Annotated in this window: 22 protein-coding genes; 13 read left to right on the top strand and 9 right to left on the bottom strand. The window is 39.7% G+C overall.

Annotated elements, in window-relative coordinates:
- Nucleotides 1-60: 60 nt before the first annotated feature.
- From LJ740_RS12730 to LJ740_RS12680, 11 genes are all read left to right on the top strand, one after another.
- Nucleotides 61-1,041, top strand: a complete 981-nt coding sequence (locus LJ740_RS12730; protein ID WP_229529469.1) for an NAD-dependent epimerase/dehydratase family protein — start codon at nt 61-63, stop codon at nt 1,039-1,041.
- The gene (locus tag LJ740_RS12725) at nt 1,034-2,206 is read left to right on the top strand and encodes a DegT/DnrJ/EryC1/StrS family aminotransferase (RefSeq protein ID WP_229529468.1); all 1,173 of its coding nucleotides are present in this window, start codon (nt 1,034-1,036) and stop codon (nt 2,204-2,206) included. Before LJ740_RS12730 ends, LJ740_RS12725 begins: the two co-directional genes overlap by 8 nt.
- The gene (gene asnB / locus LJ740_RS12720; RefSeq protein WP_229529467.1) at nt 2,194-4,068 is read left to right on the top strand and encodes an asparagine synthase (glutamine-hydrolyzing); all 1,875 of its coding nucleotides are present in this window, start codon (nt 2,194-2,196) and stop codon (nt 4,066-4,068) included. The genes LJ740_RS12725 and asnB overlap by 13 nt, the downstream gene beginning before the upstream one ends.
- Nucleotides 4,061-4,972, top strand: coding sequence for a class I SAM-dependent methyltransferase (locus LJ740_RS12715; protein WP_229529466.1), 912 nt, complete (start codon nt 4,061-4,063; stop codon nt 4,970-4,972). The genes asnB and LJ740_RS12715 overlap by 8 nt, the downstream gene beginning before the upstream one ends.
- Nucleotides 4,973-4,978: 6 nt before the next feature.
- A complete protein-coding gene (locus tag LJ740_RS12710) occupies nt 4,979-5,515 on the top strand; it encodes an acyltransferase (RefSeq protein WP_229529465.1) in 537 nt (178 codons plus the stop codon).
- Between the two features lie 160 nt (nt 5,516-5,675).
- Complete coding sequence (locus tag LJ740_RS12705) at nt 5,676-6,368, top strand: polysaccharide deacetylase family protein (RefSeq protein WP_229529464.1); 693 nt, start codon at nt 5,676-5,678, stop codon at nt 6,366-6,368.
- Nucleotides 6,369-6,458: 90 nt separating this feature from the next.
- On the top strand, nt 6,459-7,106 hold the full coding sequence (locus LJ740_RS12700) for a polysaccharide deacetylase WbmS family protein (protein ID WP_407676418.1): 648 nt from the start codon (nt 6,459-6,461) through the stop codon (nt 7,104-7,106).
- A gap of 5 nt (nt 7,107-7,111) precedes the next feature.
- Complete coding sequence (locus LJ740_RS12695) at nt 7,112-7,888, top strand: class I SAM-dependent methyltransferase (RefSeq protein WP_229529462.1); 777 nt, start codon at nt 7,112-7,114, stop codon at nt 7,886-7,888.
- Nucleotides 7,889-7,932: 44 nt separating this feature from the next.
- Nucleotides 7,933-8,997 carry a radical SAM/SPASM domain-containing protein gene (locus tag LJ740_RS23325; RefSeq protein ID WP_229529461.1) on the top strand — a complete coding sequence of 355 codons (1,065 nt, stop codon included), beginning with the start codon at nt 7,933-7,935 and terminating at the stop codon, nt 8,995-8,997.
- 60 nt (nt 8,998-9,057) lie between these two features.
- Nucleotides 9,058-9,990, top strand: a complete 933-nt coding sequence (locus LJ740_RS12685) for a sulfotransferase (RefSeq protein ID WP_229529460.1) — start codon at nt 9,058-9,060, stop codon at nt 9,988-9,990.
- Nucleotides 9,987-10,760 (top strand): WbqC family protein, encoded by a 774-nt coding sequence (locus LJ740_RS12680; RefSeq protein WP_229529459.1) that lies wholly within the window; start codon nt 9,987-9,989, stop codon nt 10,758-10,760. The genes LJ740_RS12685 and LJ740_RS12680 overlap by 4 nt, the downstream gene beginning before the upstream one ends.
- On the opposite strand, the gene LJ740_RS12675 is transcribed toward LJ740_RS12680, so the two are convergent.
- From LJ740_RS12675 to LJ740_RS12635, 9 genes are all read right to left on the bottom strand, one after another.
- Nucleotides 10,694-11,590, bottom strand: a complete 897-nt coding sequence (locus tag LJ740_RS12675; RefSeq protein WP_229529458.1) for an NAD-dependent epimerase/dehydratase family protein — start codon at nt 11,588-11,590, stop codon at nt 10,694-10,696. The genes LJ740_RS12680 and LJ740_RS12675 overlap by 67 nt on opposite strands.
- Nucleotides 11,587-12,252 carry a transglutaminase domain-containing protein gene (locus tag LJ740_RS12670; RefSeq protein WP_229529457.1) on the bottom strand — a complete coding sequence of 222 codons (666 nt, stop codon included), beginning with the start codon at nt 12,250-12,252 and terminating at the stop codon, nt 11,587-11,589. Before LJ740_RS12670 ends, LJ740_RS12675 begins: the two co-directional genes overlap by 4 nt.
- A gap of 59 nt (nt 12,253-12,311) precedes the next feature.
- On the bottom strand, nt 12,312-15,902 hold the full coding sequence (locus LJ740_RS12665) for a 6-hydroxymethylpterin diphosphokinase MptE-like protein (RefSeq protein WP_229529456.1): 3,591 nt from the start codon (nt 15,900-15,902) through the stop codon (nt 12,312-12,314).
- Nucleotides 15,903-16,203: 301 nt separating this feature from the next.
- A complete protein-coding gene (gene wecB, locus LJ740_RS12660; protein ID WP_229529455.1) occupies nt 16,204-17,307 on the bottom strand; it encodes a non-hydrolyzing UDP-N-acetylglucosamine 2-epimerase in 1,104 nt (367 codons plus the stop codon).
- Nucleotides 17,304-18,410, bottom strand: a complete 1,107-nt coding sequence (locus tag LJ740_RS12655) for a DegT/DnrJ/EryC1/StrS family aminotransferase (RefSeq protein ID WP_229529454.1) — start codon at nt 18,408-18,410, stop codon at nt 17,304-17,306. Before LJ740_RS12655 ends, wecB begins: the two co-directional genes overlap by 4 nt.
- A 3-nt stretch (nt 18,411-18,413) precedes the next feature.
- Nucleotides 18,414-18,989: an N-acetyltransferase gene (locus tag LJ740_RS12650; RefSeq protein WP_229529453.1), complete on the bottom strand. Its 576-nt coding sequence runs from the start codon at nt 18,987-18,989 to the stop codon at nt 18,414-18,416.
- Between the two features lie 2 nt (nt 18,990-18,991).
- Complete coding sequence (locus LJ740_RS12645; RefSeq protein WP_229529452.1) at nt 18,992-19,933, bottom strand: Gfo/Idh/MocA family protein; 942 nt, start codon at nt 19,931-19,933, stop codon at nt 18,992-18,994.
- The gene (locus LJ740_RS12640) at nt 19,933-20,280 is read right to left on the bottom strand and encodes a UDP binding domain-containing protein (RefSeq protein WP_229529451.1); all 348 of its coding nucleotides are present in this window, start codon (nt 20,278-20,280) and stop codon (nt 19,933-19,935) included. Before LJ740_RS12640 ends, LJ740_RS12645 begins: the two co-directional genes overlap by 1 nt.
- Before the next feature lie 28 nt (nt 20,281-20,308).
- Entirely contained in the window at nt 20,309-21,163 is an 855-nt protein-coding gene (locus tag LJ740_RS12635; RefSeq protein ID WP_229529450.1) for a nucleotide sugar dehydrogenase, read from the bottom strand.
- Nucleotides 21,164-21,403: 240 nt separating this feature from the next.
- Between LJ740_RS12635 and LJ740_RS12630 the strand changes: the two genes are divergently transcribed.
- Together LJ740_RS12630 and LJ740_RS12625 are read left to right on the top strand one after the other, a co-directional pair.
- Nucleotides 21,404-22,207, top strand: a complete 804-nt coding sequence (locus LJ740_RS12630; RefSeq protein ID WP_229529449.1) for a flagellin N-terminal helical domain-containing protein — start codon at nt 21,404-21,406, stop codon at nt 22,205-22,207.
- A 227-nt stretch (nt 22,208-22,434) separates the two neighbouring features.
- Nucleotides 22,435-23,880, top strand: coding sequence for a sigma-54 dependent transcriptional regulator (locus LJ740_RS12625; protein WP_229529448.1), 1,446 nt, complete (start codon nt 22,435-22,437; stop codon nt 23,878-23,880).
- The last annotated feature ends 14 nt before the right edge of the window (nt 23,881-23,894 follow it).

Genomic DNA, 23,894 nt, shown 5'->3' with positions numbered 1-23,894 from the left:
TCCGATAACACTATTAAGGTACAATTTTCGATTTTTGGGTCATCAAGTTGGGGTAGTAGATTGAGATTAAAAGACAAAAAGGTTTTGGTGATCGGTGGGGCAGGCTTTATTGGGAGTCACGTAGTCCAGGAGTTATTAAAGACTGACGTTGGAGCGGTAACAGTATACGATAATTTTGCCAGAGGAAAACGTGAGTATTTATTGGGAAGCCTAAAAGATCCACGATGCAGTATTTACCCAAATGGGGGGGATGTTAGGGAAGTCGACATACTAAATGACGCTGTAAAAGGGCATGATTGTGTTATTCATCTCGCTGCAATGTGGCTTTTACATTGTCGGGACTTCCCCAGAACAGCTTTTGATGTGAATATTCAAGGAACGTTTAATGTACTTGAAGCTTGCGTCAATAATAATATCGAGAAGCTGGTTTATTCGTCTTCGGCATCGGTCTATGGTGACGCAACGGAAGTGCCGATGACCGAAGCGCATCCTTTCAACAACCGTAATTTTTATGGCGCGACGAAGATTGCTGGAGAAGCAATGTGCCGCGCAATGTTTGATCGCTATGGCCTTGATTATGTCGGGCTTCGTTATATGAATGTTTATGGGCCTCACCAAGATCAAACAGCAGCTTATACGGGTGTTATTCCAATTATGCTGAATAAAATTGACGCAAATGAGACGCCAATCATCAATGGGGATGGCAGTCAGGCTTACGACTTTATTAGCGTGCAGGATGTTGCCCGATGCAATGTATTGGCGTTGGAATCTGCGGCAACAGATCAGTTTTATAATGTCGGGACCGGGGTCCAGACAACTATTAGGGAGCTTTGTGAATTAATTTTGAATTTACGAGACTCCGATTTAGCAATTCAATTCAAACCTTATTCGGAGGAAGATGCTCGGCGTTTGGTGCAAAATCGAATTGGATGTCCCATAGCCGCCAGCCAGGATTTAGGATTTAACTATCAAATTAGCCTTGAAGATGGCTTAAAACAGCTTATTGATTGGCGACTGGCTCAGGAGTTTTCCGTTGAATAAAAATATCATCGCCATTTCATCGCCTTTTGCAGGGGAGGAAGAATGGCTCGCAACCAGGGAGTCATTTGAAACGGGGTGGTTAACCCAAGGGCCGAAGGTTGCTGAGTTTGAGAGACGCTTTGCGGAGTATCATAAAGCACCATTTGGTATTGCAACAACCAGTTGTACCACTTCCCTACATTTACTGTTAGTTGCAATGGGCATTGGACCAGGGGATGATGTTCTCGTACCAGCTTTTACATGGATTTCAACTGTAAATGTTATTTTGTATTGTGGTGCTAATCCTGTCATGGTGGATGTAGACCCAAAAACGAATAATGTGACCCCCGAGCTACTCAAGTTAAATGTAACTGACAAAACCAAAGCCGTTATTGTGGTTCACTTATTTGGCTTGTGTGTTGATGTAGCTGCTGTTCGACAGGTACTACCTTCTCATGTCCGAATTATTGAAGATGCAGCTTGTGCTACAGGCGCATCTATCAATGGTGATTTCGCCGGTACACACAGTGATGCCGCGGCTTTTTCGCTACATCCCAGAAAGGTCATTACGACAGGCGAAGGGGGCATGATACTTACTCGGGACGCGGAATTAGCGGAATTACTCACTAAACTTAGAAATCACGGTGCGGAAATTTCAGAAGAAGCCAGGCACTTGGGACCTAAACCCCATATTTTGTCTGATTTTAACTTGTTGGGTTTCAATTATCGAATGACAGATATTCAGGGAGCTGTGGGTGTGGTGCAGTTATCGAGATTAAAAACTCTATTGTGCCAACGTCAACAACTCGCAAGTATATATAACGACAAACTGTCTAAGTACGACTGGCTAGTTTTACCTTTCCAAGGTGAAAATATTCAGCACGGTTGGCAGTCATATGTAGTACATGTTTTACCAGAAAAGGCCCCGTTAAGTCGAAATCAGATCATGGAGATTATGCAGGAAAAAGGTGTATCTACACGGCCTGGCACGCATGCTGTCCATATGCAGGGTTATTATCTAAAGCACTTTGGTTATAAGCCCGAAGATTTTCCAGGTGCACAACATTGCCATGAGAACGCAATGGCTATCCCTTTGCATAACAAAATGACCGAGTCGGATTGTAATTACATTGTCAATATTTTCGATTTGCTTAACAGTTCCCTAGAATCACTATGTGTGGAATAGCGGGGTACTTAAACCTCAATGGTGAGGAAACTAAATTAAAAGCAATCGTTGCGATGACGGATTCAATTGCGCACCGTGGACCTGACGGGGAGGGACATTGGCTGGAAGGAAATGTGGCGTTGGGGCACCGGCGCCTTGCGATTATCGACCTAAGCGAAGCTGCTTCACAGCCGATGGTGTCTGTAGAGCATCGTTATGTATTATCCTACAATGGTGAGCTTTATAACTATCGGGAATTGAGAGCTGATCTGGAAAAGTTGGGGTATTGGTTTCGCAGTGATAGCGATACCGAAGTTGTGCTCAATTCCTTGATCGAATGGGGTACGACGGCACTAAATAAATTTAACGGTATGTTTGCATTAGCTCTGTGGGATCGAAAGGATAAAACATTGCTCATTGCTCGCGATCGATATGGAATCAAACCGTTATACTATTGCGAGCAAGGAGAGGGGTTTAGTTTTGGCTCTGAACAAAAAGCTATAAAAGCACATCCGGGCTATCGCTCGTCTCTGGATAAAAAAGCGTTGCTCGAATACTTTACATTTCAGAACATTTTTACAGATCGTACTTTTGAGCAGGACATCAAGATTCTACCAGCGGGTCATTATGCAACATTGGATCTAAAACAACGAAAACCTCGCCTAAAAGCAATACAATATTGGGACTTCGCTTTTAAAGAGCCTGATTATGTTTGCGATTATAAAGAGTATAGAGAGGAGTTGGACCGTTTAATACTGCAGGCAGTATCCAGACAATTGGTAAGCGATGTTGAAGTAGGGGCTTATCTTTCAGGTGGTATGGACTCTGGAACATTGACTGCCCTTGCAGCAAAGCATTTACCATATATAAAAACATTTACTTGTGGTTTTGATCTTAGTTCTGCTTCTGGAATGGAGCTGACCTACGACGAGCGAATAAAAGCTGAAGCTATGAGTGCGTTGTTCAAGACTGAACATTACGAGATGGTTTTGAAATCTGGTGATATGGAACGTTGTTTGACTCGTTTTGCATATCACCTTGAAGAGCCGCGAGTTGGCCAGAGCTATCCAAATTTTTATACCGCTCAATTAGCAAGTAAATTTGTAAAAGTTGCACTATCTGGGGCTGGAGGTGACGAGCTTTTTGCCGGATACCCCTGGCGATATTATCGGGCAGCTGTAAATAGAGATTTTGAGCATTACATTGATCAGTACTATCTATTTTGGCAAAGACTTATCCCCAATAAAGAAATCAAAAAAGTTTTTTCGCCAATTTGGGATGAGGTTTCTGAGGTTTGGACAAGAGATATCTTCCGAGATGTATTTCAAAATCATGATTTGTATCTAGAAAGGCCCCAAGATTACATTAATCATTCCATGTATTTTGAAGCTAAAACCTTTTTGCATGGTTTGTTATTAGTCGAAGATAAACTCAGTATGGCTCATGGATTAGAAACCCGAGTCCCATTTCTGGATAATGATTTGGTGGACTTTGCTATGAACTGCCCGGTTAATTTTAAATTGAGTAACCTGGATGAAGTTATTCGGGTGAATGAAAATGAATTTGGTGATAAACAAAGCCAATATTATTCAAAAACACGTGATGGAAAGAAAATGCTTAGGGATGTGATGCGACGTTATATTCCTTCGGAAATTACTGATGCTATTAAACAAGGTTTCAGTTCTCCGGATTCTAGTTGGTTCAAAGGCGACAGCATTGATTTCGTTAGACGGAAACTTTGTAACGACCAAGCCAATATCTATCAATATCTGGACAAAAGAGCGGTAAATACACTGCTAGAGGAACACTTCAGTGGCAGTCAAAATCGCCGTTTGTTGATTTGGTCTTTATTAAATGTGGAGGAATTGTTAACACATGGCTGAAACCTTATCCAAAGAGCAAAAACAAACCCAAGAAACGTTTAAGTTTAAGTGGCAAAAACGAGATACCTATGAGTCAGAGGCGGTACAAACAGAATGGCGCCGCTGGTTGATGGAGAAATATTTCGATAATGACCACGCTAGGCTTGAAGAATTATTCTCTGGTGGAAAGAAAAGGGTTCTTGATGCTGGTTGCGGCGCAGGCGGTTCTGGCCTTTTGTTATTCGAATCATTTTTGGACAAACATGACTATACGGGGATCGATATATCTGATTCAGTGGAGGTTGCTAGACAGAGGTTTTTAGAAAAATCTATAACTGCTAGTTTTTTAAAGTCGCCGCTGGAATCTATTCCTGATGAGTTGGGCCTTTTTGATATTATTTTCTCAGAAGGTGTTTTGCATCATACTGATTGTGTCGAAAATGCTATTTGTAAGCTAGCGACTCATTTAAAGCCCGGCGGCAGTTTTATGTTTTATGTTTATCGCAAAAAAGCCCCTGTGCGAGAGTTCACCGACGATTTGATACGTGAACATCTATCTTCTATGTCTGATGAAGATGCCTGGAAAGCACTCGAACCCCTGACTAAATTGGGACAGATTTTGGGTGATTTAGATATTGAAATAGACGTGCCTCAAGATATTCCCTATTTGGGAATAAAGGCCGGTAAGCAAAATTTACAAAGGCTATTCTTCTATAAAATATGCAAAATGTATTACCGTCCCGAATACACAATAGATGAAATGAATCACATAAACTTTGATTGGTTTCGGCCTACAAATTGCCATCGACATACCCCGGAAGAGATAAACAGTTATTGTCAAAAAGCCGATTTAGAAGTGCAGAGGTGCTTTTTAGATGAGTCAGGGATCACGATTATTGCCAGTAAGCGATTAAACCAAGGCTAGTGGTTAATGCTGACAAAAATTCTTAATCATTGTTTCCGCTACTACTTACGAAGGCAACGCGAAGCCTACTATAAGCTTTGGAAGCGTGTACTACCTTTTGGTGATTATGTCAGCAATCGCTGGGAAAAGGCTAAAGCAATGGGATTTGAAGACGGCGTCAGCATTTATGATAGCGCTTTGGTTTTGGGAGAGGTAAAAGTTGGTAAAAACACTTGGATAGGACCCAACACTTTGCTAGATGGCAGTGGAGGAGGACTCTCTATCGGTAGCCATTGCTCTATTTCTGCAGGGGTGCAAATCTACACACATGACACGGTAAAATGGGCTATTTCAGGTGGAGAGGCCGAACCAGAGCAAGATCCTGTTAGTGTAGGAAATAACTGTTATATCGGTCCTTATACAGTTATTACCAGAGGCGTGACAATTGGCGACGGTTGTGTTGTAGGCGCGCACAGTTTAGTAAATCGAAGCTTGCCACCGGGGACCAAAGCTTTTGGTGTGCCTGCTAAAATTGTCGCAGTTGAGCACAGCAAGGATACTTAAAACTGATTAGAACTTCTCTCGGTAATGCACATGCGACGAATGATAGTAATTACTTTGTCAAATTATCGGTTAAGGAGTCTGGGAAGTTTTGCAATCGCGGCAGAGTGTTATAACTGACAAGGTGAGTTAAGGGGATTATTTTGATTGGGTGGGGGTATCTGTGAATTTTACGTTCGCAACTTACAAATCAACTTTAGAGACGGCACTTTTAAATGGGTATCAGATAATACCCGTCAAAGATTTTTTCAGTGAAACACAACCGGAAAAGTTCGTAATTAACAGGGTTGATGTTGATTTGAAACCTGAAAAAGCAACATTTTTTTTGGATATTCTGCAAGATCTGAGGGTTAAAGCTACTTTTTTTCTCAGGATTCACTCTCCGACATATAATCTTTTTGAGTTTTCTTTAATTAATCTTATTGAGAGGATGATTAGAGATGGGCATGAAATTGGACTGCATACTGAACTCGCTGATTTACAAGGAATTTGTAATAGAAATCCCGAAAGTTCACTACGCAAAGAAATAATGATCATTGAAGATTACTTCGGTATTAAGATATTAGGCACCTCTTCTCATGGAGATCACACTGGTTACAATAATTTAAGCTTCTGGGATAACCGAAAACCAGACGATTTTGGTTTGGTATATGAGGCTTATGATCAGACTATTTTTAACGCCTGTAGATATATATCCGATTCAGAATGGACTCAATGGAAGTCGTATGAAGGCGGAAAGTTGCTGGAAAACGATCGGCGCACACCCTCGGAGCATATAGAACAAGACTCACCGAATAGGATTTATCTTCTAACACATCCTGATTGTTATTATCGGCACCACTTTCATGAAAGATGATAGGGTATTGTATTGCTATTTAAAACCATAAATGAAATACGTTTAAATGATGATTTGACGTGGCAGAACAAATGTTTTTTAACATTTGATATGGATTGGGCTCACGATGACGTACTTAGTTTTGTGCTCGACTGGTTGGAATGTAAATCGATTAAAGCCACTTGGTTCGTAACACATAATACTCCCTTATTAGATCGAATAAGGAGTAATAAGTTAATGGAGGTTGGGATTCACCCCAATTTTAATTCGTTACTTGATGGTAAAGGTGATGTAGGTGGAGCCGAGAGAATTCTTGATGAACTTTTGGAATTGGTCCCAGAGGCCAAATCAATAAGAAGCCATTCTTTGTTCCAAAGCGGTACACTTCAAAATATGTTCAAGAGCAAAGGTTTGTTATACGACTGTAACCATTTTGTCCCATTTCATCAAGATTTGGAGATGAGGCCTTGGGCGATTTGGAATGGTCTAATTAAAGTGCCCCATGGATGGGAGGATGATATCTGCTTTATGACGGACAAAGACTTTTCGGTAAGCTTGATTAAGCAGTGTACAGGTTTGTGTGTCTTTGACTTTCATCCTATTCATGTTTATTTGAATACGCCTTACATGGACTGGTACGAAAAGAGTCGTCCCAATTTCAATGATATAAGCGCATTATCCAGGCAAATATTTGAAGGGGCGGGTACATTCAATGCGTTACAAAACGTGTATCATCATTTCAATCACTTAAAGAGATAAAAGAGATGGCATTATCTTTTGAGCAATTAATTAAAATTACGAATCAAGCTGGAATTAACCTGGAAAAGAACGATTTAGATTTTGTTTCCAGAGTTTATTCAGAAGGTGTAGACAAATATCGCCGGAGACTAGAAAAGCTTGGTTTTTATAATGCAAACAAAGTATTGGATGCTGGTGCTGGTTTTGGGCAGTGGTCAATTGCGCTTGCAGAGCTAAATACAAGTGTGGAATCCATAGAGTTTAGTGATATGAGGGTTATAACAGCCCAAAAGATTTTTGAATTACTTAACAAGCGAAACGTCCGGATTCAAAAAGGGAGTGTGGAGTCATTACCATATGAGAATAACTCCTTCGATTTTGTTTTTTGTTACGGAGTTCTATTCTTAACAGATTGGAAACAAAGCTTACGGGAGTTGGCCAGGGTATTAAAACCGGGGGGGCGTATGTATATCAACATGAATGGTGACGGTTGGTATGATTTCTTAGAAAATTCTTTGCATAACGCAACATCTGATTATGATCCTGCTCAAGTGGCTGTTGAAGCAAGAGAGAATACGCTAAATTATAAGCAAAACTTACCGATAACTAATCATTACACTGACATAATTACTACCAGGAACGAAGTGGTAGAGCAAATCTTGGATTGTGATTTGCTTCCCATCGGAATAGCAGGGGAAGGAGAAATAGAGCTTGGTAAAAGTGTGGATACTGAATCGTTTTTTAAAGCCAGGTACCAGGGGAGTGATTGTGTATTTGAAATTGTATCGGAGAAATATTCTTAATGTCATATAAAAACAAGTCCGGAATATGGTCGAGGTTGCTAAATGTGCAGTCCATTTTTTCTTTTGCACAAAATTTTTTGTTGCATACTATGGCTGGGCAAAAGCTATTCCTGTTTGGTGGAAAGTTGCCAAGAGTGATCAACGTTTCGTTTAATGAAAAGACTTGTATGTTCAGTTGTCGAATGTGTCCTTTTTCTTCTGATACAGTTAGAGAGATGTACAAGAAGCGTTCAGAAATGGAGTTCAGTACATTCAAAAAGCTAGTCGACTCCTTACCTAACGACTCCTATTACAGTATAGATATCTCTGCTATAGGTGAAACATTGGAATATCGCCATCTCGGAGAATGTTTGCGTTATCTCTCGAAGAGTAAACCTAAGATTAATTCTATTATCTCCACAAATGCTTTGTTACTTAAGGGTAAAGTCGCTGAGCAAGTACTAACTTCCGGATTAAAAAATATTCAATTAAGCCTCTACGAAGGAACTAAGGAGAGGCATGAGTTTGTGACGCAAACCAATACATTTGACCGGGTGAGTGAGAATGTTAGGAATTTTTACAAGAAAAGAGCAGAATTAGGTCTGAGCCAAAAAGACATTTTTATCCAAGTATTTATGATTGGAACGAAAGAGAATGAAAAGTTAAGAGATCAGTTTTTGGAGGCTTTCACTCCATATTCTGATAAAGCCTTTGTTCGTCCCATGTATAACTTGGGAGAGCCTATTCACGGCATGACCCCAGACTTCGAAGAAACACCTAACGAAAATCGATATCCTTGTATTGCTCCATGGTACTCTACTTCTATTCGTTCGAATGGCGACGTTTTAGCATGCTATGCATTTAATTGGCATAAGACCGAAAAAGACTCAATGGTTATTGGGAATATCAATGACCATACATTACAAGAGATTTACGCTTCAGAGAAAATGCAAAGCTTTCGCGAAGCACATTTAAATCAAGAGTTGGAGTCTAACCCTGTGTGTCAGAAGTGTGACTTATGGAGTGCTTATACAAATGTATGGGAAGCCGATGGTAACTCTTTTAAACCCGCACCGTTGAAAGTAGTAGACTTTTTCACGCCTGCTCCCTCTGATCATAGAGGGGGGTAATTATCAGACTTAATTATCTGAGCTGTCGATATCATGAGTTTTAGGCTTCAAGAAGCAATAATGCGAAAATCTGGAAATGTAAATAAGGACATTTCTACTGAGAACCTACTGGTAAATATCAATGAGTACTTGCGGCAGAAAACATTCGAATACCCAATAGAGAAAAATTATCCATTAATTTTTGTGCTGGGCATGCATCGAAGTGGTACAACGCTTATGACCCAAGTTTTGCGATATCATTTTGGTTTTTCAGTGATAAATAATATTGTCGCACGTTTTTGGGATAATCCTCTTGTGGGCGCTGTGCTCTATAAATCTCTAAATTTTGAAGAACGTGAAACTAATGGGCTTGAAAGTTTTTATGGTAAAACTAAAAATGTGGACGAGCCTCACGAATTTTCCTATTTTTGGCAAAAGCATTTTCTGATGGAAGACCCATCAAATTATAATGCGGAATTGCAACGGCCCAATATTGACTGGTTGGCTTTGCACAAAGAGCTTCAGATGGTTGCAAATGTTTTTCAGGCCCCTTTGATTGTAAAGGGGTTTGATATTGTTTTTCACATGGAGCAGTTCATAAAATCAATTCCCAATGCATTTTATATATTTGTCGAGAGGGATAAGTTTGATACTGCCGTTTCCATATATAATGGAAGGCTTGCATATTATGGAGACGAGAGTTGCTGGCTTGGCTCGTATCCTGTTAACTATGAAGAACTAAAGTCACTTCCGGCAAAACAACAAATATTAGGTCAGATAAATAGTTTTAATGAAGCTTTCAAGTCAGGCCTTTCGATATGTGATGAGCGCCTACAATTTAAAATCAAGTATTCAGAGTTAGCCACTGAACCGAAACGTATTTTAGGTGAGTTGGGTAAAAAACTGCAGGCTCAATTCCCCGAGCATTGTTTTCAATTGCACGATGTTGTTCCTAATATAAATTTGAGCACCTACAAAGGTTCCCCATTATATGATGAGTTTGCGTCATTATGAAAAGGATTTGTATTCATCAACCTACTTTCTTTCCATGGATAGGTTTGTTTCATAAGATTCGAAATTGTGACGAGTTTGTGTTTTTCGATCATGTTCAAATGCCCGGGGGAAAAAGCTGGATATCGCGTAATAAATTTTTAAATTGTGGAGAGGTAAAGTGGTTTACTTTACCTATCGTGAGAAAGAATATACTGAATACCAGTGTAGCAAATATTCAAATTGATCACGGTTCTTTCAACATATCAAAAGTAAAAAGGACATTGGAGTCTGCCTATCGGAAAGCTGAGTTTTTTGATGAAATGAAATCTGTTATTACCCCTTTACTGGAAGAGGTGGCTGAATTTAAATACATTGCAGATTATAACATTCACTTGACGTTGCAGTTATCTCAAAACTTTAAATTAGCATGCAACTACATTAGGAGCTCCGAGCTTGATATTGAAAGAGATTTATTAGGAAACGATATCGTCCTACATTTATGTATTGCACGTAGTGCCACGCATTATCTGTCTGGCACAGGATGTACAGACTTTATAATCCCCGATTCGTTTTCCGATAGTGGTATATCTTTTGATTTTCAATCCATTCGACATCCAGTTTACTTGCAGCCAGGAGGGATAGATTTTGTTTCTCACCTTTCCATTATTGATGTTATTGCGAACTATGGGCTAGAAAATATACGCCGTTGGTTAGAGCAGAGTTTTCAGTTGCCAGTACCATTACAAATGAGTTCGTCAATACCGGAAGAAATATCAACTGTTGGTGTATAAAGTGACTCAATTAACTCGCTGATATCAGCTATATAATTTTTGTTATCTTGCCTGTCGAGTTGGTGCTCAATGTTTAATTTTACATCCAGCTTTTCGGCAATTATTTGACATAAACTTACTAAAGACAGTTTTTGAGTTCCGGCTAAATTAAATCGGTGTAATCCACTGCCAATTTCAATTGACTTTATAGCGGCCATAGCAGCGTCATAGGCATTGATTGGATTAATCGTTATTCCCTCTTTGCCGGCAACTGTAATAGGCTTGAAATGTTTAATTTGTTCTATAAGCCTGGGGACAAGCATGTCTTTTCGTTGATGTGGTCCGTAGATAAAAAAGGGTCTGAAGATAGTCATCTGTTTAAACAAACAAGAGTAATTGGTCAATATTTCTTCACCTATTAGTTTTGTCGTTTGGTAAAAGTCAGTCTCAAACAAACCAATATTGCTCACTGATGGAAAAATAGGATCGAGCTGTGGTTGGTAGATTCCTCCGCTCGAAAAATAACAAAAATGCCTTACTTTGTGGGATTGAGCCCAATCTACACAGCTAAAAAGAAACTTTACATTGATATCAAAAAGGATTTTATTATCAGCTGGAAATTGCCGAAAGTTTGGAGACTGAATTAAAAAATAAACAGTATCAAATTTAATATCAATAAAGCTCTCGAAATCAAAAGTGCGGGTGTCGTGTTGGATATAATCCACGTTTGAGACGGATTTGAACGGATTAGGTGCTCTTGAAATAGCGATCACTTTATAATTTGTTGCTAACAATGGTACCAATATACGACCGACATTTCCGGATGCACCTAATACTAGACAAGTTTTCATTGATAAAACTCCATATTAAATTTTGCAGGATCTATCGGTTTATATGTAGAATTTAACGACTCAATTAACTGTGAATTTGGGCCGCTTTCAAAAAACCAGAAGCCTTTTTTATATATCAGTAACTGATCACTCATATTTTTCAGCCATTTGAGGTAAATCATTTTATTATTTGTTCGCGCTAAATAAAGTTCTGAAAGATCTTGTCCACACCATGCATACTCACCAATAGAAGCCTTTACCTGAATGTCAGTAAGTGGAATTTTATCAACCTGACGTCGTTTCAAAAGTTCTCTCGCACCTATGGATTTGGAGTCAGATATAAATACTTTTTTATAACTTGGATCAAACAGGATCCACTTATTAATACAATATATTTCTACTAAGGTGTGACCTCGTTCGTAGGGAGTGGCTTCATTTAGAGCTAATAAACAAACTGCTTGGCATCTGTACCCCTTCTTTCTCAAAAAGATGCACAAAAGATGGGACATTTTTGTACAGGTCAGCTCTAGTTCCCGTTTAAAAAACGCTTTTACCAACGTCTCTATGGGCAGATGGTTATCTTTCTGTCCATATCGAAGTTGCTTGGTTAATTCAGATAAGTCCGAAAGCAAATGATTGATTTTATTCTCTTCGGTTTGTGCTTTATTTTTAAGGTGTTTCAAATTAAACCCATAATACTTCTGGTATAAGTCCCATAAGAACAATGTCTTCTTTTAAGTCATTAAACATTTAAAGAAGGTACAGAGTCCATACATGCTTGAATCAAGTTTTCATACTCGGATTTGCTAAAAGTTCTTCCAATTCGATTTTCTATTTCGGGGGGGGAGCTTATTTGTAATCCTCTTGTGCCATTTGGGCTAAGAGTTTTGAATGTATTTCTTTGGTCTATGTTGACAGTCAAATACCAATAGTAGTCGTGTACAAGATCATCCGGGTGAAATCCGAATAATGCGGAACTCGTTTTAAATTTGACTTTTTCTTCTTTAATTATCTGCGTTTTAGGAATAATGACATTTGCTGTATGATCCTGAAGAGCGGCCTGAAGTGCATTTATGGTTATATACAGAGTGTCGGTTCTTAGGATATTAAAATCTGCCAAATCATAACCTTCTAGTGATAGAAACAAAACATTCGGGTGAGTTTCGGCTAATTGTCGGCAGAGGTGATAACTACTTAGTGTTAATACGATTATGATTTTGGTTCTGCTGTGAATATGGCTTAATGACTTTTCTATCCAAGCTTGTGATTCTGACAAACTGTTGCAATGGCTTGGTAACTCAACGATGCAATAGTCATATGTTAAGGTTGAGTATCGGTTGGTGTATTTCGTTTGAATTGACTCGAGTTCTAAAGGCCATTTTAACTGCTCGTTTACGTGGTAGAGAATACTATCGTGAAATGCGTTGTTGTCGGAGATAATCGCCAATTTTTTGTTGTTACAGTTGACCCGATTGAGTAATGCTTCTCTTGCAAAAACTTTGAAGTCTGAACGATCAAAGGGATTTAAACCGCTATCAACCTGATGTCGTATCTGCTTTAGAAAGTCACACCAAAGCATTTTACACTTCTCAAATTGTGGGACTAGTTCCCCTTCATTATGTTTCGCTAGCAGTAACTTTGACATTACAGCATTAGCATAATTTACAGAACCATATAGATAGTAAAATAGTAATGAGTCACCATCGCGATATGATTTAAAAAGCACTTCTTTTTGCATGTTAATCAGGTTTTCTGCTTCTTCATAGCAATTTATTTCACTCTCATTGAGTGTTATGAAACTGTCTATATCTGAAATAAATTTGTCTTTATCGTAGTGTTGGGTGAACTTTTTCAACAAATCTAATTCATCACCCGAGCAATAACAGTTATTCTTAATATTATTAATTGCTTGAAACTTATTATTCTGGGTCGTTGTTATAAGTATGTCGTCGACTCGGAGTGGAGTGGCACCGTTTATTTTTGCGCCATTACTACAATTAAAAAAATCAATGGACTTGTCAGCATTGGCTAACACACCTTCTAAAATTTGTTTGGCCACTTTGAACTCGTGTTTAGTCAGCACTTCGGGTTGAAGGTTTCCGGGAATGGCGATTGATAAATTGTAGTCCTTGTGATAGTCGAGGGATTCATTTCCCATATTGTCATAATAATCAGAATGCTTGGAGTGATGAGATTTTTTATCCACCCAGCCAAGATCCACCCCGAGAAAGTAAACATTTTTGAATCCTAGTTTGACAATCCAGTTAGCTACAAGGTTGGCAACTGTAGGGAAAGCAAAATTTAACAATTCAAAAGTGTTCTTTTTTACCAGTTCAGTGACTGAGACGGTAGATGACTCTCCCTCTTTAAAACTGATAAAAACTTCTTGGTATAAATCGGCAGTATCTGGATGAATACCATTACAGGAAATAAGTGGAATAGACTTTAATAACGCTCTATCGTTGACCATAGAAGCCCAGTCATAAGTTGCCCTGTTTTGTTCAATCTCTGCATGAAAGTCAGGTTTTATCTCGTTATTTTTAAGAGCTTTTAATGCAGTTCCACATGAAATAATGATGGCTTTATCTTGATATTCTTTTATTGCTGAAATGCTAAAGTCGAGAGAAGGTCCATTGCCAATTATAAAAACAGGCACTTCTTTATCGTCATTGTGAAGATATTGGTCCGGGCGACTTTTCATTATGGGATAGCCCCTTTTGATTCCTTCAAGAGTCTGTGAAATACCATAATATGCGTGATCAAAGTACTCGCCCATTGCTATGACTATTTTTAATTGTTCTCGGAGTTCTGCGATAGCTTTGCTTAGCCCGGAGTTGTAATAGCATTGATAAAAGTAAGTGTTATTTAGCAAATAGGGACCAATTGAGTAAAACTGATTAAGAAGATCTTTCATTAGATTGCTGCCGTCATCCCCAATATTTATATAAATCCTTCCATTATTTTTTCGGAAAGACTCTAAGATCTTGGCCCAATCAATAGCAAATAGTGAACTGTAAAATAAATCAGAATTGGGTTCACAGATGAATAACCTTTCAACCCGGTGTTCATCGAGTAAATATTCCAGTTGATAACCCGTAGCTAACCCGAACAGAATAATAGAACTTATATTCTGAGGAAGGGCTCCGCTTTGCTCTTCAATATCAGTAAGCAATTTCTCCGTGGCTCTTACAAATTGGTAGTGTTTATAGTGGGCTAGCTTTTGACCATTGTATCCAAGGATTAAACCGTCTCGATTTGGGTGTGTTTTGAAGTTTTCGAAGTTTAAGTACGATTCATCTCTGGGGGAATTGCCATGCCAGTTTGTTAACGTGTCTTTTTTGACTATATTGATGTCACCATTAGGGGACTTAACAGGGATCCATATTTTGGGAATATAATCTTTGAAATCTCGATAAATTTCTGGAAAAAACTTTTTAAGTGCGTCTAGATTTTTTTTCAATAACGAGCTTTTCTCTGACACGCATGAAAGTGTTTCTATATCAATAGGCGGGCACCAAGGTGGGGTATAATTCAGGTAAGACTCATTGTGCTGAAAATAAACTCCTTTTTCCTCGATATCCAACCAGCTCCGTTGGTTTAATTGGCTCGAAATACTATTGAAGATTGGATGTTGGTAATGTTGCAAAAAATAGAAGCCTTTAATTGAAAAATGCTCCCGAAGCTGAGATATGTCGGATACAATCTCTCGGCCGTCTTTTCCAAGCTGGATATAGAGCGTAGTATTTTTATCTTTTGCTATTTCTAATATTTTTTTCCATGGTGCAATCATCGTGGAGCATGTAAAAAACTCTATTTCAGGCTCGTAAATAATGAGGTGCTTAATGTCATGGGTGTCAAGTAAGGTTTCAATATGAAATCCTAAACCTATTCCAAAGATAACAAGGCAGTTTACTTGTTTTGGCAGTGGTGAGTAGCTTTGTAAAGTGCTGTACTGTGAGTTTCCTCTAATGCTCAGAGGGTTTGGTGATTCAGATTGTTGCTGACACTTATTCTCACTTTCCAACAAGCTCACATAGGGACTCTTTCTCTTAAAGTACTCAACTTGATCTAAGGATTCCTGTTTGGGATGGAATCCATATATCACTCGCCCTAGTCCGAGATCGACAATATTAAATTCATTATTTTTGGTACAGAGAATGGAATAGCGTTGTTGTGAGTGTTTGCTGACTATTTGAGCTAGAGAAGGAATGAATCGCTGTAAGGCATTTTTAGACTCTTTGGAATTCTCATCTACTTTTAAAGCTAATTCAGATTCAATTAAATCTTGCTCTTCTTCGTTTGAATGAATATGTAAGTTTATATTTTTAAGCATCTTTTATCTTTTAAGTTGTATTTTCAAACGACATAACCATTGAAAAGTTTTGTTTCTTCACTATCTCTTTTGGCGGATGGTAAGTTGAGCCGTTTAGATGCTCCTTCGGTAAAGTTAGCACCATAATTTCACGACGTATCAACACCACACGGCTGCTTTTTACAAAAACATAGCAGTAAATATATTTTGTTAATAGCAGTTACAAGCTCAATCGTCATAGTATTTAGCGACTATGTGAAAGTGTATTATCATAGTAAAACACTGAATGAACTAGATTGCTCTTCCACTAACAACTATGGAGTTAATGATTACAATAACTCAAAAGTTTATCTACTATCTTTCTGCCTGTGCTTCCATCACCAAAAGCATTTAATGATGGAATAAAGGTGTGTTTGGAAGCTTGAAGACAGGCGCTTAAAATATCCGTCAGTACTGGTGGAGATAACCTGTTATTATTGTTCATTAGTGTTTCAGGCCATTCGGTTTCAGTGCGCAAAGTTATACACGGCGTCTCAGAAAACCAGGCTTCCTTTTGTAAACCGCCAGAGTCGGTTATGACAAATCTGGCTTGCTCCAACAGAATTATCATATCTTCATATGTAGCAGGGGGAAGAACTAAAATCTTCTCAAGCAAATGAGAAAGATTGTATTGTTCAATGTGTTTTTGTGTTCTTGGGTGCATTGGAAATATAACTTTAAATTCTTTCGCTAACTTCCCAAGCGTCTCTAATATTTCGATAACCTTCTGTTTACTTTCTGTATTCTCAGCTCTATGGCAAGTGGCAAGAATAAACTCCTTATGGCGAAGGTTGTGCTTTGCCATAAACAATTGACGTGCTTCGTCGGAAATTTGTTTATGATAGTACTTAAAAGAGTCAAACATAACATCGCCAACAAGGCTTACATTTTTAGTAATCCCTTCTTTCGTGAGATTATCAATGCTTTGCTGTGTAGGGCCAAATAGAATACTTGAAAGATGGTCAGTCATTACCCGGTTAATCTCTTCCGGCATATTGCGATTATAAGAACGCAGTCCCGCTTCGATGTGAGCAATTGGTATTTTTAGTTTTGCTGCAGCGAGCGCCGCCGCCAAAGTTGAGTTAGTATCACCGTACACGAGCACACAGTCCGGCTTCCGTTGCAGCATCTGTTGCTCTAACTTTTCAAGCATCTGTCCAGTCATTTCACCGTGTGTACCCTTATTTACGTTTAGATTCACAACTGGCTTTGGGAGCTTTAAGTCGCGAAAGAACATATCTGACATTGCATCATCATAATGTTGTCCGGTATGAATGATCTCCTCGAAGATTTTCGTGTGCGTTAGGTTATGTTCAGCAATATTCCTTGAAATTACCGCTGCTTTGATAAATTGGGGCCTCGCACCAACGACGGTGAGCAATTTCATGTTGTCAATGCCTCCACAATGGAGCCTAACTCTTTTTCACTAAGATAAGCGTGGCAGGGAATACTGAAAACTTGCTGGCAAATTTGTACTGCGTTGCTCGTTTTACTTTTAAGACACCCCCGCATCGCTTGCTGTTGGCTTAACGGGCGTTCATAATAAATTGCGTGAGGAATACCTTGTTTTTTAAGGTTGTTTAGGACTGCGTATCTGGGAAGCTGTTTCGCGCGCAGCGTATATTGAGCGTAGGCGGGTTGAATATTATTCTGGAGCGTTGGGGTGTGGTACGACTCGGCAAGTTTGAGGTTAAAATAGCCGGCATTTTCACAACGTCTTTCTCTTTCTTCATCAAGAATTTGTAATTTCTCGAGCAGAATTCCCGCCTGCATTGTATCAAGCCGACTGTTCATACCTACCATTATGTTGTCGTATTTATTCTCTCCTTTTCCATGCACTCTTAAGCTTTGCAATGTTTCGGCAGTATCATCATCGTTTGTAAAAATTGCTCCTCCATCGCCATAACAGCCTAAGGGTTTCGCAGGAAAAAAACTGGTGCATGCGATATTGCCGAATGCACCACATTTAACACCATTTAAACTCGCTCCAAAACTTTGGGCTGCATCTTCAATTAAGAGTATATTTTGTTCTCTACAGATTCTTTCAATTTGGGGGTAGTTGGCGGGAAGCCCAAAGATGTCTACTGAGATCACCGCTTTAGCTTTATTCGGATGCTGATTGTTGCAGTCTTTAATGGCTGATTCGAGGGCTTTTGGGCAAAGATTGTAAGACTGTAAATCTACATCAACAAACCAAGGAGTTGCACCAACTAACTTAATGACTTCAGCTGTAGCAAAAAATGAAAAGTCTGTTGTAAAAACAATGTCTCCCGGGCCAATATTTTTAGCCATTAATGCTAATTGCAATGCATCTGTTCCGTTTGCGCAACTTATACAATGCTTGACGCCAATATACTCAGCTAATCGTTGCTCTAATTCTTCTACCTCAGGCCCCAAAATATACTTTCCATGAGCAAGTATTTTTTGAATGCGTTTGTCAATTTGGGGCTTCAATACCTTTTGTTGCGCTTGTAAGTCAATGAATTGCACTTATTAAACCCTGAAAACTTCATTGTTGATTAAACGGTAATATTCTCCGGTGAAAGGACATTTGACTTCTTTTTCACCGACCAAAGGTAAATCAAGTTTTTCTCCCCATGTGCTCATCCAGCCGATTTGTTTTCCTGGAACACCCACGACAAGTGCAAAATCAGGTACGCTTTCATTGATAACTGACCCTGCGCCTACAAAAGCATAACTACCTACTTCGTTTCCGCATACGATTGTGCAGTTAGCTCCCAATGAAGCTCCTTGTCTTACAATTGTCTTTCGAAACTGTTCCTTGCGGTTAACGGCAGAGCGCGGATTATAAACATTTGTAAAAACCATCGAGGGGCCGCAAAAGACGTCATCCTCAAGTATGACACCTTCATATACTGAGACATTATTTTGTATTTTTACATTATTACCAATAACTACGTTTGGCCCAATGTATACATTTTGACCTAAGCTACAGTTCTTTCCTATTTTGGCTGTCGAACAAATATGTGTCCAATGCCAGATTTTTGTACCGCTGCCGATTACAGCACCTTTATCAACAATTGCGCTCTCATGAGTTTGGTACGTCATGGTTATCCGTTTCCTGCAAAAGGATGAGTAAAGTGTTGGTTACTGGTGCATGGCATATTGCGAATTTTGGCGACAGTTTCAATTGCTACACGGTTATCTTCTAACGAAAAATATTTCCCTTTTAAAATTTGCTTATAGCTCTCGGTGTGCAAGTCTGTAAAGCCTCCGGAGAATTCGAACTCTTCATTATTCAGTTGAAGGCTTCTGTATGTGCGTTGCCCTTTTAATCTAATTTCAGCGGGTAATGAGTTCACATCAATAGACAAAAACCATCTAACTCTAGCCAATTCGAACTCCAGATATCCTGCAGCTGTTGTTGGGGTAGACATGTGTAGTTGGCAGTCTTGTACGTGACCGAATAAATGATGCAATAAATCAAAAAAATGCACCCCGATATTGGTGGCAATGCCACCAGACTTATCTAAATTACCTTTCCATGAACGATGATACCACTGACCTCTGGACGTTATGTATGTCAGATCTACATCGAGTTTTTTGTTTGGCTTTGTGGCTGCTAACTTTTGTTTTAAGGCAATGACACTGGGATGTAATCGCAACTGTAAAATAGTGCTTACCTGTTTACCGGTTTCTTTCTCAATTTCTTGCAACGCATCAATATTCCATGGATTTAGTACCAGCGGTTTTTCACAGATTACATTGCAGTCAGAACGCAGCCCAAAGCGAACGTGGGAATCGTGCAAGTAATTTGGGGAACAGATGGATATCATATCTACCGCATCTTCATTGCGTTTGCGCTTATCGATATGACGGTCAAATCGTTCAAATTCAGTGAAAAAAGACGCTTCAGGAAAGTATGAATCAATAATTCCAACACTGTCATTAGGGTCTAAGCAAGCAACGAGTTGATTGCCTGTTTCTTTGATGGCCTTCATATGTCGGGGGGCCACATATCCTGCAGCACCGATCAATGCAAATTTCTTCATCACAACCTCATTGCGGTATATTTTTCAGGTAACACTTCTTTCAGATCATATATCAAATACTTTGATTTTAGAGTGTTAACGAATTCGTAAATATTTTGTATCGGCTCTTCATGAGTAACCGCTAATACCAGTGCATCAAACTCTGCATCCACTGTTTTTTCCAAAACAGTTAAGTTGAATTTTGATTGCACATCTTCTATATCGGCAAGAGGATCATATATTGAAACTGAACTGACATAATTTTCCAGTTCTTTCACCGTATCTATCACTTTGGATTTCTGAATGTCAGGGAGATTTCCTTGAACAAGGACCTTACCTGTGTGCAAAGTTATTTTTCGCTTACTCATTTTTTTGTTATCTGTTGCGCCACATACTCTACACGCAACCATTCAGTCGTCCACCTGCTAATATTATATCGGGTATATACCCTACCGTTTCCGATTTTTGGTACAAATAATAAGGGTCAACACCCAGGTAATGACTTCCTACCAAGCCGGATTGAAATGGCAAAAAGCTCAATTTTGTCTTAGCTGCATCAAGCACTAACTTTGCGTCTATTTCCAATATGGCGAATAGTTGGGCCAGTTGGTTGACTAATACAATATTTAAATTTCGTTGAGTGTTTTCGATTACTTTCGCAGTTTCCGCTACTTTGGTCGTAAGCGCTAAATGGGTGCCAACAGTTATAACGTAGCTGTAGATTGCGTCAATTCGCTTTGCCCCAGATGTGACTTTGGTAATATTTGTAAAGTTTATGTCTTTGTCACTCGGAGTAATCCGTTTTGCAATGTAGCCCAAACCACATTCAGTAATAACACTCAATTGTGAATGCTCCTCTGAAAGCGGTAAACATTCGTATTCGGTAACACCAGGGTACACCGTAGATTCAAAAATCACCATGTCCCCTTTTTGTAAATAGTTACCGACCAGTATGGATGCTTGTTTTAGAAACGTCAGGTCAGGTTTGTGGTCTGAGTATATGGGGGTTGGAACAGTTACAATATATATGTTTGAGGTTGCCAGGTCCGATAGATTTCGAATAAAAAGCAAGGAACTTTTATTTAGAGCTGCTCCAGACAATTCTCTGTTTCTATCGAACCCTGATGTAAGCTCTTTTATTCGCCTGGAAGATATATCGAAACCAGTCACGAAATACTTTTCAGCAAGAGCAACAGCAAGTGGCAAGCCGACATACTCAAAACCTAAAACTGCAATTTTATCTTTTTTCATTTATTTATATTCGAGCTTGCCAACATTTTTGTAACGACATGATTTTGTTGTTCTTCAGTCTGATTTTATTATTAGGCCTTAATTTAGTCTAGTTGGCTGAAAAGTATGAAATTTACTGATTCAACATTTGTTTAGTGGTTCAGTTGCAGTGATGTTCAAATTGATAACCTATTCACAATAATTATGGTTAACAAATGAACATTTTCTGCTATCCTTACTTGTGAGGTATAGGAGGTATGTATGGTAGGCATAGTCTCAAATAATTCCGGCAACTCGATTTTACAGCAGGTGCAGGAACGACAAAACAATCTTTTAGAGCGTCTGGCCAGTGGTCGTCAGATTAACAGTGCGTCTGATGGTGCAGCGGCACAGCAGATTATTGACCGTCTCACCAGTGAGATTGGCGGTAACCAGCAGGCGTTAAATAATGTATACGATGGTATTTCGCTGGCACAGGTTGGCGATGCGGCTTTATCCGGGGTAACAAACGATGTTAACCGAATCCGGGAACTGTCGATTCAGGCGGGCAATGGTTTACTGACAGATGCTGATCGCAGCGCGTTGCAGCAAGAAGTCACCCAGTTGCAGGATAATATCCGTAGCACCCTGGAGAATACTGACTTTAATGGCAATCAGCTATTTACCGCTGACAGTACCATTAATTTTCAGTCGGGCTCTCAGGCCGGTCAAACTATTGGCGTAAATACCCGTGATTTAGGCAGTGCTTTATCTGGCATTTTAAGTGCAGATATCAGTACTCAGTCAGGTGCTCAGGCAGCATTAGACTCTGCTGATGACGCTGTTGAAACTGTCGGCAGTAACAGAGCTGAGTTTGGTGCGATTCAAAATCGTTTTGAAAGTACCGCCCGCCAGTTAACCGAATCAACGGTAAACGAAGCTGCTGCACGCAGCCGTATTCAGGATACGGATTTTGCTCAGGCTGCATCTGATCTGGCAGCGAATAATATACTGAGTCAGGCTAACATTGCGGTGCAGGCGCAATCTAATCAGCAACAAAGTCAGGTGTTATCCTTATTGGGATAATCATCGGCTGATTTACTAACCCAAATCCTTAAAGGCGCGTTCAGCGCCTTTATCATACTTATGTCTTATAGTCCCGGAAACGTGCTGCGGGTATGCTTTTTATTCGTCTTTTTGTTTAATTTGTTGCTTATAATGTAGATATTTCATCTACTTACTTGAAAGTCTTCGCGATCAGAAGCAAACTAGGCAAAAAGCAATAATAACATTATCGGTATTACGGATTTTCAATGAGTCGCATTCTGGTTATAAGTTCGCAAGAGTCCAGACGAAATAATCTTTCCACCGTGATCAGCTTTTTAGGTGATCAATCTGAGACGGCCAGTTTCGAACAGGCAATTGCAACGTTGAAACGCGAAGCAGCATTAGATGCTGTACTGATTGATGGCGATGCCGGCGAGCTGGCGTCCGATGTTATTGAAAAATTTCCTGCCTTTCCTTTTATCGCTGTAGGCAACTCAGAAAAGTTGGTGTCCATTCCTAATGTTATGGGCTTACTGGAAGAACCCATTACCTATCCTGTTTTAACCAAGTTATTACATCGCTGTCAGGAATATGTGCGACGCAAGCCGGGACAAAACAAAAGCACGCAAAAAACCAAGCTATTTCGGAGTCTGGTGGGTAAAAGTCAGGAAATTCAGAATGTACGCCGGATGATAGAGCAGGTTGCACCTACAGATGCCAATGTGCTTGTGCTGGGAGAGTCCGGCACAGGTAAAGAAGTGGTAGCCAGAAACGTACACTTTTTGTCGCAGCGCAAAGAAGGGCCGTTTATTCCGGTAAACTGTGGGGCTATTCCCGGTGAATTACTGGAAAGCGAATTGTTTGGTCACGAAAAAGGTGCATTTACCGGCGCGGTCAGTTCCCGTAAAGGCCGCTTTGAACTGGCCGAGGGCGGTACCTTATTTTTAGACGAAATTGGCGACATGCCACTGCAAATGCAGGTGAAACTGTTACGTGTGCTGCAGGAAAGAACCTATGAAAGAGTGGGCGGTACCAAACCCATTCCTTGTAATGTGCGCATTATTGCGGCAACTCACCGCAATCTGGAAGATATGATAGAAGCTGGCAAGTTTCGTGAAGACTTGTTTTATCGCTTGAACGTTTTTCCAATCGACAGCCCGGCACTCAGAGAAAGAAAAGAAGATATACCACTGCTGATGCAGGAATTGGTGTCCCGCTTTGAAAACGAAGCCAGCAAAAGCATCAAGTTTACTGAAGAAGCACTGGCGTCATTGATGGAGCACAAGTGGGCGGGTAACGTACGTGAATTATCCAATCTGGTAGAACGACTCACCATCCTTTGCCCTAACCAGGTGGTTGATGTCAAAGATCTGCCCATCAAGTATCAACACATTTCCGTTGAAGAGTTTAATCCTGAATACCCTGAAGAATTGTTGGAGCGCGAAGCTCTGAACAGTTTGTTTAGTGATGATGGAGACGATTACGACGATGATGTGGATACAACCGTCGAAAACGGACGGTTTATTGACCCCGATTTACCGGCAGAAGGGGTAAATCTTAAGGAGTACCTCTCAGATCTTGAGGTGAATATGATCACTCAGGCGTTGGACCAGCATGATTGGGTAGTGGCCCGCTCGGCGGAGTTTTTAGGCATGCGTCGCACCACTTTGGTAGAAAAAATGCGTAAATACAATATTGCCAAGCAGCTATGATAACTGGGTTGCTT

The organism is Planctobacterium marinum (assembly GCF_020687805.1).
Taxonomy (GTDB): domain Bacteria; phylum Pseudomonadota; class Gammaproteobacteria; order Enterobacterales; family Alteromonadaceae; genus Planctobacterium; species Planctobacterium marinum.
Note: the sequence above shows the minus strand (reverse complement) of the source record. Positions and strands in the feature narration are given on the sequence as shown.

Coding starts and splice junctions, on each gene's coding strand:
- asnB (WP_229529467.1), top strand. CDS start 2,194: ATGTGTGGAATAGCGGGGTACTTAAACCTCAATGGTGAGGAAACTAAA.
- LJ740_RS12715 (WP_229529466.1), top strand. CDS start 4,061: ATGGCTGAAACCTTATCCAAAGAGCAAAAACAAACCCAAGAAACGTTT.
- LJ740_RS12710 (WP_229529465.1), top strand. CDS start 4,979: ATGCTGACAAAAATTCTTAATCATTGTTTCCGCTACTACTTACGAAGG.
- LJ740_RS12700 (WP_407676418.1), top strand. CDS start 6,459: ATGGATTGGGCTCACGATGACGTACTTAGTTTTGTGCTCGACTGGTTG.
- LJ740_RS12695 (WP_229529462.1), top strand. CDS start 7,112: ATGGCATTATCTTTTGAGCAATTAATTAAAATTACGAATCAAGCTGGA.
- LJ740_RS12685 (WP_229529460.1), top strand. CDS start 9,058: ATGCGAAAATCTGGAAATGTAAATAAGGACATTTCTACTGAGAACCTA.
- LJ740_RS12680 (WP_229529459.1), top strand. CDS start 9,987: ATGAAAAGGATTTGTATTCATCAACCTACTTTCTTTCCATGGATAGGT.
- LJ740_RS12675 (WP_229529458.1), bottom strand. CDS start 11,590: ATGAAAACTTGTCTAGTATTAGGTGCATCCGGAAATGTCGGTCGTATA.
- LJ740_RS12665 (WP_229529456.1), bottom strand. CDS start 15,902: ATGCTTAAAAATATAAACTTACATATTCATTCAAACGAAGAAGAGCAA.
- wecB (WP_229529455.1), bottom strand. CDS start 17,307: ATGAAATTGCTCACCGTCGTTGGTGCGAGGCCCCAATTTATCAAAGCA.
- LJ740_RS12650 (WP_229529453.1), bottom strand. CDS start 18,989: ATGACGTACCAAACTCATGAGAGCGCAATTGTTGATAAAGGTGCTGTA.
- LJ740_RS12645 (WP_229529452.1), bottom strand. CDS start 19,933: ATGAAGAAATTTGCATTGATCGGTGCTGCAGGATATGTGGCCCCCCGA.
- LJ740_RS12640 (WP_229529451.1), bottom strand. CDS start 20,280: ATGAGTAAGCGAAAAATAACTTTGCACACAGGTAAGGTCCTTGTTCAA.
- LJ740_RS12635 (WP_229529450.1), bottom strand. CDS start 21,163: ATGAAAAAAGATAAAATTGCAGTTTTAGGTTTTGAGTATGTCGGCTTG.
- LJ740_RS12630 (WP_229529449.1), top strand. CDS start 21,404: ATGGTAGGCATAGTCTCAAATAATTCCGGCAACTCGATTTTACAGCAG.
- LJ740_RS12625 (WP_229529448.1), top strand. CDS start 22,435: ATGAGTCGCATTCTGGTTATAAGTTCGCAAGAGTCCAGACGAAATAAT.